The organism is Serratia odorifera (genome assembly GCF_041448735.1).
In the GTDB taxonomy this organism is placed as follows: domain Bacteria; phylum Pseudomonadota; class Gammaproteobacteria; order Enterobacterales; family Enterobacteriaceae; genus Serratia_F; species Serratia_F odorifera.
In genome coordinates this window covers 55,525-68,078 of sequence record NZ_JBGMUT010000012.1, presented here as the reverse complement: position 1 = coordinate 68,078, position 12,554 = coordinate 55,525, and the positions used below count along the sequence as shown (strand labels likewise).

10 protein-coding genes are annotated in these 12,554 nt (G+C 59.8%); 2 read left to right on the top strand and 8 right to left on the bottom strand.

Going from position 1 to position 12,554, the window contains the following annotated elements:
* Positions 1-9 precede the first annotated feature (9 nt).
* From ACCC84_RS20740 to ACCC84_RS20720, 5 genes are read right to left on the bottom strand one after another with little or no spacing between them, the layout of a single operon-like run.
* Complete coding sequence (locus tag ACCC84_RS20740; protein ID WP_004955043.1) at positions 10-2,205, bottom strand: TonB-dependent siderophore receptor; 2,196 nt, start codon at positions 2,203-2,205, stop codon at positions 10-12.
* A gap of 51 nt (positions 2,206-2,256) precedes the next feature.
* Complete coding sequence (locus ACCC84_RS20735) at positions 2,257-3,585, bottom strand: lysine N(6)-hydroxylase/L-ornithine N(5)-oxygenase family protein (protein ID WP_004955040.1); 1,329 nt, start codon at positions 3,583-3,585, stop codon at positions 2,257-2,259.
* Positions 3,582-5,330 (bottom strand): aerobactin synthase IucC, encoded by a 1,749-nt coding sequence (gene iucC, locus ACCC84_RS20730; RefSeq protein WP_371902224.1) that lies wholly within the window; start codon positions 5,328-5,330, stop codon positions 3,582-3,584. The genes ACCC84_RS20735 and iucC overlap by 4 nt, the downstream gene beginning before the upstream one ends.
* Positions 5,327-6,280 carry a GNAT family N-acetyltransferase gene (locus tag ACCC84_RS20725; RefSeq protein ID WP_004955025.1) on the bottom strand — a complete coding sequence of 318 codons (954 nt, stop codon included), beginning with the start codon at positions 6,278-6,280 and terminating at the stop codon, positions 5,327-5,329. Before ACCC84_RS20725 ends, iucC begins: the two co-directional genes overlap by 4 nt.
* Complete coding sequence (locus ACCC84_RS20720) at positions 6,277-8,022, bottom strand: IucA/IucC family protein (RefSeq protein WP_004955021.1); 1,746 nt, start codon at positions 8,020-8,022, stop codon at positions 6,277-6,279. Before ACCC84_RS20720 ends, ACCC84_RS20725 begins: the two co-directional genes overlap by 4 nt.
* 137 nt (positions 8,023-8,159) lie before the next feature.
* Here ACCC84_RS20720 and ACCC84_RS20715 point away from each other — a divergent pair, with 137 nt between their 5' ends.
* Positions 8,160-9,386: an MFS transporter gene (locus ACCC84_RS20715; RefSeq protein WP_039991097.1), complete on the top strand. Its 1,227-nt coding sequence runs from the start codon at positions 8,160-8,162 to the stop codon at positions 9,384-9,386.
* A 1-nt stretch (position 9,387) separates the two neighbouring features.
* Complete coding sequence (locus ACCC84_RS20710; RefSeq protein WP_039991095.1) at positions 9,388-10,266, top strand: siderophore-interacting protein; 879 nt, start codon at positions 9,388-9,390, stop codon at positions 10,264-10,266.
* Positions 10,267-10,551: 285 nt separating this feature from the next.
* Here ACCC84_RS20710 and hpxZ read toward each other — a convergent pair whose 3' ends face one another.
* Genes hpxZ through hpxX form a run of 3 tightly spaced genes read right to left on the bottom strand, consistent with a single transcriptional unit; the run spans position 10,552 to position 12,540 of the window.
* A complete protein-coding gene (gene hpxZ, locus ACCC84_RS20705; protein ID WP_004955010.1) occupies positions 10,552-10,935 on the bottom strand; it encodes an oxalurate catabolism protein HpxZ in 384 nt (127 codons plus the stop codon).
* A gap of 4 nt (positions 10,936-10,939) precedes the next feature.
* Positions 10,940-12,340, bottom strand: a complete 1,401-nt coding sequence (locus ACCC84_RS20700) for an AtzE family amidohydrolase (protein WP_004955009.1) — start codon at positions 12,338-12,340, stop codon at positions 10,940-10,942.
* The gene (gene hpxX, locus ACCC84_RS20695; protein ID WP_198773415.1) at positions 12,337-12,540 is read right to left on the bottom strand and encodes an oxalurate catabolism protein HpxX; all 204 of its coding nucleotides are present in this window, start codon (positions 12,538-12,540) and stop codon (positions 12,337-12,339) included. Before hpxX ends, ACCC84_RS20700 begins: the two co-directional genes overlap by 4 nt.
* Positions 12,541-12,554: the final 14 nt, after the last annotated feature.

Below are 12,554 nucleotides of genomic sequence, written 5' to 3'. Positions count from 1 at the left end.
ATCTCGGGATCAGAACAATACCGAATAGTTCAGGCCAAAGGTACGGCCACGGCCTTTATAGCTGTACAGCTCGGACGAGCCGTAGGTTGGGCTATACAGGATTGGCGCACGCTGTCCCCATACGGTGGTGTAGTTTTTGTCCAGCAGGTTTTCGACGCTGAAGCTGACCTTGCCCACCGGCAGGGCGTAGCTGCCGAGGAAATCGACGGTGTTGTAGCCGTTGAGCTTATTGCCGTCGGCATCGGAAACATCGAAGGTCTGCTGCGACTGCACTCGCAGATTCCAGTCACCCGGCGCCCAGTTGACATAGGCGGTGGCTTTCGACGGGCTGGCGGTATCCACGGTCAGTTTTTCCCATTTGCCATCGACCTTGGTCTGCGATTTTATCAGGTTGAAGGTGGCGCCGGTGCTCCATTCGCTGTCATCAAAGAAGTAATCAACCGCCCCTTCCACGCCGTAAATGCGACGCTTGTCGGAATCCAGGCTGATGGTCATGTCGGTCTTGTTGATCGAAATGGTCTTGTCTGACAGCGAGTAGTAGGCGGCCACCTGGGTGCGCAGATTATCCCCGGTATAGCGCCAGCCCAGCTCGTAGGAGTTGACCTTGATGCCATCCAGTTTGGAATCGTTGACGTTAACGCTGTTTTGCAACTGATAGTGGCCGTTCACCAGCTTATAGTTGCCGGAGCCGTAATATTTCGCCAGGTCCGGGATCTCGAAGCCCTGCGAGAAGTTGAACCACGCCTGCTGGCGTTCGGTCAGGTGCGCCAGCAAACCGGCATTGAACAGCGCATTGTTATAGCTGGTCTTGCCGCCTGGTACCGCGTCGGCAGAGTTGGCCAGGCCGTTGGCGATACCCTGTTGCTGCGCATAACCGACAAAGTCGTCCACCTTGTTTTCGGTGTACTGGTAACGCACGCCGCCGCTCAGGGTGAAGATCGGGTTGATGTCGTAGTTGGCCTGCAGGAACGGCGCCAGGTTGGTGGTGGTGTAGCTCGGATAGCGGCCGACGTTGTAGGCGTTTTCCAGATACATGCCGCCGGACTGTTGCGCCTTGGCCAGATTGAAGAACTGCTGGTTGGCATTGAAGCTTTCATGCTCGGCATCGACGCCGTAGGTCAGCGTCAGGCTGTCGATCGGTTTGCTGTTTAGCGTCAGTTTACCGCCGTAGAAATCGGTTTTCTGCTGCGAGGCGCCGATGCTGGTGACCTGCCCCTTGGACAAGGTCGGGAACGGGTAGAAGGTCAGCGACTCGTCACGGTAATACACCTGCGCCACCAGATCCTGTCCCCAGAAATCGGTGTTGGAGTATTGCAGGTTGATCAAATGGCGTTCGGTACCGGGGATACGGTCAGAATTCAGCGCGCTGCTATTAGACGCTTCGCCTGCGCCGGTCACCGCCGAGAAGTTCTCGCCGAGGTACAGGCCGTGCTCGCCGTCGGACTGGCTTTTGTAATACTGGGTGGTCAGCTGCAACTGCTGATGCTCGTCGATGTTGATGGTGCCGGTGCCCATCACGTCGATGCGGTCGGAATATTGCAGGCCGGTCTGGGTGTTGTCGATCAGCACTTCCTTGCCTTTGCCATCGTACCAGCCGCCGTAGCGCTGATACGACACCGACAGGCGTCCGGAGGCGTGTTCGGTGCCGCCGCTGACCGCAGCCGACACGTTTTCATCGTGATCGTTGTGGCTGTTGAAGCCGGTTTTACCGCCGATTTGCAGTTCGACCTGCTTTTCCTCCTGGCCTTTTTTGGTCACGATGTTGATCAGGCCGCCGGTGCTGCCGCCACCGTACAGCGAGGTTGAACCGGAGATCACCTCAATGCGATCGATATTGAACGGGTCGATCGAATCCAACTGACGGCTGTCGGTGCGCGATGAGTTCTGGCGTACGCCGTCGATCATCACCAGCATCGACCGGCCGCGCATGTTCATGCCGTAGTTGGTTCGGCCCTGACTGCTGACGTCCATGCCGGGGATCAGTTGCGCCAGGATCTCTTTGATCTCTTTTCCGCCCTGAACCTGCTGCTCGATTTCCTGGCTCTCGATCACCCAGGTGGTTTGTGCCATTTCCGCGACGCTACGGTGCGCGCGGCTGGCGGAAACCACCAGTTGTTCTTCATTTTTTTGTTGTTCTGCCCAGGCTGCCGGCGCGAGCATCGCCAGCAGGCAAGGGTTCAATACCCAGAGGTGTTTGCGTTTCATCGTTATTTCCAATATTTCCCGTTGTTGGTGTGCGTCAAAAAAGGGTAAGCCTCAGATTTCCGAGTAATTTAGCATAGACTGTTCTGCGCGGGTTGGGGTGCCCGGCTGTTGACTACGCCATTGAATTACCGCCGGGGTGGACGCCAAATCGAACTGCTCGCGTCCTAAAGCCCGGTTGAGGATCCGCGCTGCTCGCCAGGCCATCAGGCTGAGCTGCGGTTCGGCGATGCCGTGACTGTGCATGCCGGCATTGACGGCGAACAGGCAGTTTTCTGCCGGGCCATCCCAGCCGAGGGTAAAGTCGGGCGATACGCGGTAGTTGTCGTCGGCGGTGAGGTGCAGACGTTCCGCCAGCGGCGCCAGAAATGCCGGGCGATCCTGCTGATAGCCGGTGGCAAAAATCACCACGTCGCTGTCGAAGGTTTCCTTGCCCTGATCGAGATGGTGATGCGTCACCAACTGGTAGCCGTTGCCCTGTGCGTGTAGCGCCGCCAGTGAGCGGCTCGGCAACAGGCGTGCCCACGGCGTTTCGCGCAGCACTTCGAAACGGTGATACATGGCGCGGTAAATCGCCAGCAGTGATTCGCTGGTAATACCGTCGGAGGTCATCTTCTGTTCGCTCAACATGCGCTGTTTGGCGCCGTCGTTCAGGGTATAAAAGCTCTCTACGTATTCCGGGGTGAAATATTCGTTGGCGAAGGCCGCTTCGTCGAGCGCATTGTAGTTATTGCGGCGCGACACCCAGTTCAGTTGGCTCGGCTGTCCCCATTCGCCACGGAAAATATTCAGGAACAGATCGGCACCGCTCTGCCCACCGCCGACCACGGTAACGCGTTTGCCGGCCAGCTCCGGATTGCGCAGCGCCATTTCGCTGGCGTGGAAACAACGATCGTTTTGCTCGGTCACGCACTCCGGCAGCAGAATTTTCTTGCCGATGCCCAGACATACATGGCGGGCATGATAAACGCCGCGTTGGGTGGTCACCGCAAACAGCCGTTGGCGATCGTCAAATTCCACCTGGTGAATATCCTGACTGAACGCCAGCGACGCCATGCCGTTGGCCGCCCAGTCCAGATAGTCGGCGAACTCTTCGCGCGACACCGTACGCTGCTCGGTGGTCAGAAAACGGTAGAATTTCTTCCGCTTGACCAGGTAGTTAAGGAAACTGTAGGGATTGGTTGGTGACACTGCGCTGACCAGATCCTTCAGGAAGCTGGTCTGCATGTGGCAATCCGGCACCATCATGCCGGGGTGCCAGGAAAAATGGGGTTTACGCTCGAAGAACTGCGCGTTAAAACCGTCGACCTCGCTGCCAAGCGCGGCAATGCTGAGGTTGAAAGGACCGATACCGATGCCGATGAAATCGAGAGGCTGATTCATTGGGCAAACTCCTTGGTGACCAAATAAAGCGGGTTATCCAGATCCTGTAGATAGTTGGGCAGCATGCGGCTGCCGCCATCGTGCTCTGAATAGGTGAGTTTCACCGGGTTGAGCACCACACGAATGATTTGTGGTTTAAACAGACTAAAAAGATCAAAACGCTCTGCCATGTCCGGGTGCTGCGCCATATAGCGTTGCAGCACCTGCGCCAGCAGTTGGTAAAATTGTTGTTCGCTCACGTTGCAACTCGCCATCAGCGGCGAAATAAACCGCAGCACGGTAACAAAATGCCCGGTTTGCAAATCGTGAATCAGGTAATCGGCCGGCAGGCGCACGGTCACGTCCTTCACTACCTGCGGTAGCGAGGCGCTCTCGGCAAACGCCTGATCGACCAGGCGCATATCGCCCTGGAAGTCCTTCAACAGCACGCGCTGCGGTACATGATCCTTCATCACCAGCGTGATGTTCTGGCCATGGGCGATCAGCGCCACGCCGTAACGGCACATCAGGTGATACATCGGGATCACCACCGCCTGGAACATCTGCGTCAGCCAGGCGTCGGCGCTCAGACCGGAGCGGGCGATATAGGCGGCAATCAGCGGCTGTCCGTGGTTGTCGGTTTCCATCAGCGTGGCCATCAGAATCGCCTGTTCGTCGTCCTTTAAATAGCAGGACGGGTTTTCGCGCCAGATGACGCCGAGCATTTCCTGATAGCGATACGGTGCCTGTTTCAACGCCGCATAGGTTTGATGCGTCATGTAACCGGCTGCCGGCTCGCCAAGGATCTGTGCGCCGCTGGCCTGCAGCGTGCGGTCTTCGGCAAAGATCTGCTGCAACCAGCGGGAAGCTGCCGGACCGGCGCTGATGTATTTGCCGGGAATGCCGCGGTAGCAGGAGGTGTTATAAATGGTCAACGGCAGTTTGATGTCGAACGACACGCGACGGCTGACGTTGGTCAGCGTGCGCAGCGACTGTTGTGCCAGATAGTTGTCCCCAAACTCGCCCAGTTCCACCAACTCACCGGCGGCCAGCTGCGGTAAAAAGTGCAGGGCGATTTTCTGTTGCCACTGCCACGGGTGCAGCGGAACCGGCACCCAATCGTCATTCAGCTTCAGTTCGCGCCAGCGGCGATCGAAGCGCTGGCGTTCGGCATGGTCCATCGCGCTGTTGAGCAGGTTTTCCAGCGGATACTGCTCATCGGCGCACCAGACGAAGCTAGCGCGTTGCGCTGCCACCCAATGCAGACGGAACTGACCCTGATATTCCGGCGCATATTGTTGCAACGCCGTCAGGCCCCAGCCGCGTCGGCCCTTGTTGAAGATAAACTTCGGATGCCCGGCCAGCAGGCATTGCAGCGCATCGGGTTCGAGCGCGATCAGATCCTGCGCATTCATACCGTGGCGTGCCGCCAACAGTTGCATGTCGCCACGCAGCGTGGCGTACAGATCTTCCAGGTGCTCGGCGATCTGCGCATCGTCCATTGCCAGCACCTGCGCCAACTGACGCAGCATACTGTCCGCCGCCAGCGGTTGGCTGTCGCAGGCCAACGACGCCGGATCGATATGCAACCAGCCCCAGATGCCGCGTTGGGCGCTGAAGGTATAGGCGGCGTCGCCGACGGCGATACGCCAGCCGGCATGGTGCGTTTCCGCGTGCAGCGTGCGTTCGTACTCCAGCTCCGCCAGGATCTTGGCGATCATCTGGCGGTTGACGCGCTGCCAGTCGGCATAATCAGCGATGTTCATACGTTGCCCTCCTGGAAGAAGGCATGGCGTTGGTTGACGATCAGACGCGAACGTTTGTGCGGGAAATCGAACTCTTTCATTGTCTGGTAGCCAGCGGCCGGCAAATGACGGAACAGGCGCTGGTTGTCGGCGCGCGGTTCGGCCACCACGCGCTGGGTGCGCGGTTCGTCCAGATAGAGGTAATGCGTCAAGCCGCGTAGCCAACTGCGGATGTACTGCGCGCCACGCCAGTTTTCTTCGCCCACCAGCATATGCAGGCCGCGGTCGAACGGCTGCCAGCGATAATGGCGACCGATGCGATCTTCCGGCGCCCAATACACTTCGAAATAGCCAAAGGGCCGATCGTCAAAGCAGCCGAGCAGCGGATAGCAATAGCTGGAATCCAGCTGGCGCTGCAGATAGGCGACCTGAGTTTCCAGCGGGCCGCTCATTTCCCAGAAGGCGTTAACCCGCGGCGCGTTCATCCAGCGGGTGAACTGCTCGGCGTCGCGCTCGATCTCCGGCAGGCGGAAGCTCAGCGTGTGCTTGATTTGCGGATCGAAGCGGCGATAGACCTCGCCCTGTGGCCGCGCCGGGCGTTGCGGGAACCACAGCGCGCGCTCGGCGTCGTACTGCATCTGACCGCTGGCCGGGTTGCGTTCCGCCGTCAGCCACAGCGGCAGTTGATAAAAGGTTTCGCGCGCCAGATAGTCGCCGCTGGCCAGGGCAAACAGCGCCTGCGCCTGTGGCTCTTCGCGCCATTCGGCATACGGCAGCGTCACGCCGCTGAGGGTGGGTGCGGCAACCAGCAGTTGATCCAGCGCCTGTACCAGCCAGCCGGCCGGCAATGGGCTCGCCGGCGGATGCAATACGGCACTGCCGTCCAGCCCGAGGCTGAGTGGCAGGTGGGTGTCCAGCTGTTCACAGCGAAAGCCGCCGAGAGCGTGCACCAGTTTGGCAATTGGCATCATGCGGTTTCTCCCGAGCGCAGCGGGTTGACGAAATCGAAATAAATCACCGCCGGATCGACGATGGTGTTCTCATTGTGATCGTGCAGGTAGCAGAAGAAGTTGCCTTTGCAGTTCCAATGGCTGCTGTCGAGCACGTAATCCAGACAGCGCGTGTTGCGTGCGCTGGCACGCAGACGGCTCAGCGCGTCGCGTACGCGCAGCATCAGGTTCTGTTCGTCGTCGAAACCGGCAGCAGCCAACGCAGCGGTAACCGCCAGCGTGGAGTTGACCAGCAGGTAATACGGGAAATAGCGCAGCAATTGCTGTTCGCTGAAGCGGTTTTCCGCCTCGGCTTCGCCAATCTCTGCCAGCCATGGCGTCGCGTCGGCGGTAAAGCCGCTGCCCTGGCAGTCGCGATACAGCATGCCGACCGGCAGATCCTGCTGCATCTCCACCAGAATGTTTTGCTGGTGCGCCAGCAGTACCAGGCCGTAATCGGCTTCGGTGCTAAACAGCGGCAGCAGTACGTGGTCGCAATAGGCATCCAGCCAGCAGCGGGCTGCCTGTTGCAACGGCAACCGTAAACGCGCCGCCAGGCGGCGTACCGCAGCGGCCAGCAGACTGTCGCCGCCATCCGGCGCGGCCTGGGTCAGCGTCACCAGAACGTTGGTTTGCGTTTGCGGCTGGTCGAACAGCAGGTTGACGCGCAGCGCCATCAGGCTCTCTTCCTGAACGTCGCCGTTGAGGTCGCACAGGCCGGCCCAGCCGTCTTCCTGCATCACGCGCATTGTCGGGTAGCGCGCCTGCAACGCTTGCCAGCGCTCGGTTTGCGCCAGCCGCGCCAGCCGCATACCGCGTTTCACTTCTTTTACCGACAGGGTACGCACCGAATTGGTCAGACGCACGCTGAGTGAAAACTTGATCATGTCGCGGTTGCTTTCGCTGTACAGCGAGCGTGAGGAACTGGTCGGCAACCAGCGCTCGCCGGCTTCGCCCAGGTCGCGCAACGCGTTTTGCGTCAGCAGTTCGCGACACCAGTCCTGCGCCAGCAAATGTTCGGCCTGCCACGGGTGCATCGGCAGCAGCCAGACGTCATCGGTGAAATGCGCCAACAGCTGCGGAGCGCTTTCGGCGGCGAAACGCTGCAGGCGCTGTTGCAACGTCAACCCCAGGCTGTCACCACAGACAAAACGCTTGTTCACCGCGAACCAGCGCAGCGGGAAACGCGCGCCGAAGTCCGGCAGATAACGACGCGCTTGCTGATGATCAAACGGCTCGTGAGATTTTGGTGCCGGGTGGAAGGCATGACCGACCAGCAATCCCTGTTCCGCCTGGGCGAAATTCATCGGCTTATCACGCAGCGTCGGCCAGTCAAGGCGGTTGTCGATGGCCTGTTGGGTGTTGTCGTGACTTTCCAGCACGCGTTGGCGGAAGCGGGCGATCACCTCATCATTCAGCGAACCTTTGACCGTCGGCTTGGCCAAGAGCAGCGTCACCAGCCGTTCCACGCTCAGCGCTTCGCCCGGACCGTCGTCCTGCTGATGCAGATAGGCCGGGAAAAGATAATGGTGATGCTGGGTGGGCGAAATATGGCGAAGTGAAATGCGAATGGCGCTATGAGTGGTAAGGGGAATATGTAACTGCGGATGTTGTTGGCTGTTAGCGGCCGGGATGACTTGCCAGTCCCGGGTTTCACGCATCAATGCGTTGAGAAAACATTGCGCAGCCACATCGGTCGTCGCGGTTGCAAACTGAATGGTCATGATCCCTGATTCGCTATGAAACAATTGAGAATGATTCTTATATCAATAATACTTATTGTTATCAATAATCCCGTGATATGATTTTTTCATAAATCATACAGTAAACGTTCACTTTCTTAACGGTTTCATTACATTACATGAGCACATCGCCGTCGTCTGATATTCTCTCCAATGGGAATACGTCTCCTTCCAACTGGCCGTTGGCCTTTTGCGCCGGACTGCTGGGCATTGGACAAAATGGTTTGTTGGTGGCCCTGCCGGTGTTGGTCAGCATGACTCAACTGTCGCTGTCGGTATGGGCGGGGCTGTTAACGCTGGGCTCGATGCTGTTTTTGATTGGTTCGCCCTATTGGGGGCGGCAGTCCGAAATTCGTGGTTGCAAATACGTGGTGCTGATGGCGCTGGCCGGCTATCTGTTCAGCTTTGCGCTGATGGCGCTGGCGGTCTGGGGGCTGGCGGCCGGTTGGCTGTCGCCGCTGCTGGGGCTGGGCGGACTGATCGTTGCCCGGGTGATTTATGGCCTGACGGTTTCCGGTATGGTGCCGGCCAGCCAGACCTGGGCGTTGCAGCGCGCCGGTCACCAACAGCGCATGGCGGCGTTGGCAACCATCAGTTCCGGGCTCAGTTGCGGGCGCTTGCTCGGCCCGCTGTGTGCCGCGCTGGCCTTGTCGCTTGATCCGATGGCGCCGCTGTGGCTGATGGCGCTGGCGCCGCTGGTTGCCTTGCTGGTGGTGTGCCGTCAGCGTAACGATCCGCCGCTGCCGCCGGTAGCCCAGCAGCAAAATCGTCTGCAATGGCACATGTTGCCGTACCTGTTATGCGCGCTGCTGCTGGCGGCGTCGGTCAGCCTGATGCAACTGGGACTGGCGCCGCACTTGGGCCGGCTGTTCGCCCATTCCGCCACCACCGTCAGTCATCATGTGGCGATATTGCTCAGCGTTGCCGCCGGTTGTACGCTGCTGGCGCAGTTTCTGGTGGTGCGGCCACAGCGTTTCGCCCCGGCGTCGCTGCTGTTGTGGGCGGCGCTATTGATGATTGCCGGACTGGCGCTGATGTGCGCGTCGCCGCTGGCGCTGTTTTATCTCGGCTGTGCGCTGACATCGTTTGGCGCGGCAATGGCGACGCCGGGTTACCAACTGTTGTTGAACGACAAATTATCGACCGGAAAAGGCTCTGGGGTTATCGCCACCAGCCATACGCTGGGCTACGGTCTGAGCGCACTGATGGTGCCGGTGGTGGCCAAATTTTATGGTGAGTCGCAGTTGATTGCGACGGCACTGGTCATGGCGGTTTTGCTGGGCGGCCTGAGCGGCTGGTTGTGGCAGCAGCAACGCATTATTGCACCATCGCGGGAGAAGTATTGAGATGTCCGCAAGTTATCGAGTTTTTGATCTTACGTTAAAGGAGAAACGACAGATTTCTCCATCGTTACTGCGCTGCGTATTCAGCGGCCCGCAGGTCAATCGCATGAAGCTGGAAGCGCCGGATCAGCGCATCAAGCTGCTGTTCGCCGCGGAGGATGGTCAGACGCTGCGGCTGGAAAACAGCGACGACTGGTATCGTCATTATATGGCGATACCCAAAGCGCAGCGGCCGGTGATGCGCACTTATACCCTGCGCGCGCTGCGCTGCGATTGCAACGAAATGGACGTGGAGTTTGTGTTGCATGGGGTTAACGGCCCGGCATCGCGCTGGGCCTTGCAGTCGACGCCGGGGGACACCCTCCAGGTGGTGGCGCCCAACGCCGATTTTGACGGCGACAGCGGCGGCTATGAATGGGTAGCTCCCCCGCAGATGCAGCAGGGATTATTGATTGCCGATGAAACCGCGCTGCCGGCAGCGATGGGCATTCTCGAGCAGTTGGCGCAGTGGGCCAATCCGCCGCGCGTGCAGGCATTCTTTGAGGTGCCGGTGGCCGGCGACTGCATCAGCGTGGCGCAGTTTCCGTTCGCCGAGGTATTTTGGCTGCCGCGTGACGTCGGTCAGCAGCAATTGCACGGTACCTTGTTGGTAGAAGCGGTGCGCCAGCGGGTGGATATTCCGCCCTCGGCGCGCACGGCGGCACAGTCACTGGCGGAAAACAGCTTGGGCGGCGATCTGCTGTGGGAGCGGGCACAGGGCGCCGGCGGGTTTTATGCCTGGGTGGCTGCCGAATCCTCCACCGTCAAGGCGTTGCGACGTTACCTGATAGGTGAATGCGATTTGGACCGCTCAACGGTGAATTTTATGGCTTACTGGTGCTGAATAGCCGGCCGGCTTCGCCCAGGTGGCGTACTGCCAGCAGTACCGCGTTGCGGCCGTCAAAATGGTACAGCGCGATATAGCCGCTATTGCCAAAACCGATCGGCCACTCTCTGAATTCGGCATCCAGTGCGCGGAGCGTTGGCGAGTTTGCGCCAGATGCTGTACCCGCTGTTTTAACGCGTCATCAATTTTGATGGAGGTTGCCGTCGCCATAAGTGGTCTCGATAAGCTAAAGGTAATACCTTTGGTCGCTTTACAACCAACCGCAGCACCTGTCCATACGGTCTAGCCCATCAGGCTGACATGTGCCGCCACGATGCGCCAACCGACGGGCAGTTTGACCCAGGTTTGCATCTGGCGACCAATGCGCTCACTGCCTTCCCGGCGGAACTCGGTGCTGGCCACTGCCATATCGTCGCCGTAAGTGGTGATGACGGTATTTTCCAGTCGGCGGTCCAACCCGGCGGAAGGGCGCTGGCGACGGAAATCGCGGATCTGCTCGATGCCGTACAGGTTTTCGCTGGCGCCATAGCGTACCGTGCGGCCGTCATGCCAGAACAGCGCATCCAGGGTTTCAATGTCATTGCCGATCAGCGCCTGTTCGTAGCGATAAAAGGCTGCGGTGACCTCGGCCACTACCGCCGGGCGGTCAATATAGTCAGTTTTCATCAATTCATTCCTGTTGGCACGGCAGCGCGCAATGGCTGATACCGCATTGTTCCAAGGCGTGGGCGGCACGCAGTGCCAGATCTTCGCGCCACGGCGGGGCGATCAGCTGCAGGCCGATCGGCAGACCGCCGGCGGTTTTTAGCGGCACGGTAACCACCGGCAAACCGAGAAACGAAATCGGCTGTGTCAGCATGCCCATGCTGGCACGGATCGGTAAATCGGCGTCGTTGATGCGCATGGTTTCCTGGCCAATCGGCGTCGCGCAACATGGGGTGGCCGGGGCAATCAGAATATCCCATTGCTTGAACAGCGGCAGCGTTTGCTGTTGAAAATCGGCGCGGAAACGCTGTGCCTGCACATACCAGGCGGACGGCAGCATGGCACCGGCCAACAGGCGTTCGCGCGAGTTGGGTTCGAAGCGTGTCGGTTCACTGCGCAGATACGGTAAATAGTGGTTGCCACCTTCAGCCGCACTGATGATAAAGGCCGCCGAACGCGCCAGCTCCGCCTGTGGCAGGGTGATTTCCTCCGTGGCTTCCAGCGCTTGCGCCACGTGGCGCACCGCCGTTTTGGCGTCCTCATCGCACCACTGCTGGAAGTAACCGCCGAGCACCGCGCAGCGTAACCCCTGCTGGCCGCGCGGCAGCAGAGACTCGGTCAGCGTCAGTGGTTTTTCGGCCTGAAAACGATCGTTGACATCGGTGCCTTGCATCGCGTCGTAAACCGCCGCCAGATCGCGCACCCGGCGGGCGAACGGACCAATATGGTCCAGGCTGGCGACGAACGGTTGGCTACCGCTGCGCGACAGACGGCCAAAGGTCGGTTTCAGCCCATAAATGCCGCACAGCGACGCCGGAACGCGGATCGATCCGTTAGTGTCGCTGCCCAGAGAAAAACTCACCAGTCCGGCGGCGACCGCCGCTGCCGAACCGCCGGAAGAACCACCGGCGATGCGCGATCTGTCATGCGGGTTGCGGGTGGCGCCGTAGTGGCTGTTTTCGGTGGTGAAACCGTAGGCGTAAGCGTCCATGTTCAGCATGCCGGACAGCAGTGCGCCGCGATCGGCCAGGCGGCTGATGGCCCAGGCGTCGTGCCGGGCTGGGGCGCGATCGCTAAACAGGCTGGCGCCGGCCAGCGTGGTTTCACCGGCGACGTCGAACAGGTTTTTTACCGCGTAGGGGATAGCCGCCAGGCTCGGCAACGGCTGGCGGTTGGCGCGAGCGCGATCGAGCCTTTCGGCCTCGCTCAGCATGCGTTCAGCGGTCACCTGGGTGTAGGCGTTTAGCGCCGGGTTGTGAGCCTCGATGCCTTCCAGCGTCTGCTGGGCAATTTCTCGTGCGGAAATCGCACCTTGCTGTAGTGCGGTGCGGATCTCGGCGATCGACCATTGGCTTAACGAATTCATGCGCGATACACCCCGGCGATTTCTACACGTTGATCGAGCGGCAACGCCATCAGCGGTTGCGCCATGGCGGCAATGCGCTGGAACTGGGTCAGCAGTTCCTGACGGCGCGCCTCGTCCAGTTCCAGCGCCAGCACCGCTTCCATCTGGCGGATATAGGCTGCCCAGTCGGCAGCAGGCAGTATATTGTTTGGGCTACTCATTAAAAACGCCTCAT

What these genes read in the sequence shown, in the direction of transcription:
- ACCC84_RS20700 (WP_004955009.1), bottom strand. Translation starts at nt 12,340, where the DNA reads ATGAATTCGTTAAGCCAATGGTCGATCGCCGAGATCCGCACCGCACTA.
- hpxZ (WP_004955010.1), bottom strand. Translation starts at nt 10,935, where the DNA reads ATGAAAACTGACTATATTGACCGCCCGGCGGTAGTGGCCGAGGTCACC.
- ACCC84_RS20720 (WP_004955021.1), bottom strand. Translation starts at nt 8,022, where the DNA reads ATGACCATTCAGTTTGCAACCGCGACGACCGATGTGGCTGCGCAATGT.
- hpxX (WP_198773415.1), bottom strand. Translation starts at nt 12,540, where the DNA reads ATGAGTAGCCCAAACAATATACTGCCTGCTGCCGACTGGGCAGCCTAT.
- iucC (WP_371902224.1), bottom strand. Translation starts at nt 5,330, where the DNA reads ATGAACATCGCTGATTATGCCGACTGGCAGCGCGTCAACCGCCAGATG.
- ACCC84_RS20740 (WP_004955043.1), bottom strand. Translation starts at nt 2,205, where the DNA reads ATGAAACGCAAACACCTCTGGGTATTGAACCCTTGCCTGCTGGCGATG.
- ACCC84_RS20715 (WP_039991097.1), top strand. Translation starts at nt 8,160, where the DNA reads ATGAGCACATCGCCGTCGTCTGATATTCTCTCCAATGGGAATACGTCT.
- ACCC84_RS20735 (WP_004955040.1), bottom strand. Translation starts at nt 3,585, where the DNA reads ATGAATCAGCCTCTCGATTTCATCGGCATCGGTATCGGTCCTTTCAAC.
- ACCC84_RS20710 (WP_039991095.1), top strand. Translation starts at nt 9,388, where the DNA reads ATGTCCGCAAGTTATCGAGTTTTTGATCTTACGTTAAAGGAGAAACGA.
- ACCC84_RS20725 (WP_004955025.1), bottom strand. Translation starts at nt 6,280, where the DNA reads ATGATGCCAATTGCCAAACTGGTGCACGCTCTCGGCGGCTTTCGCTGT.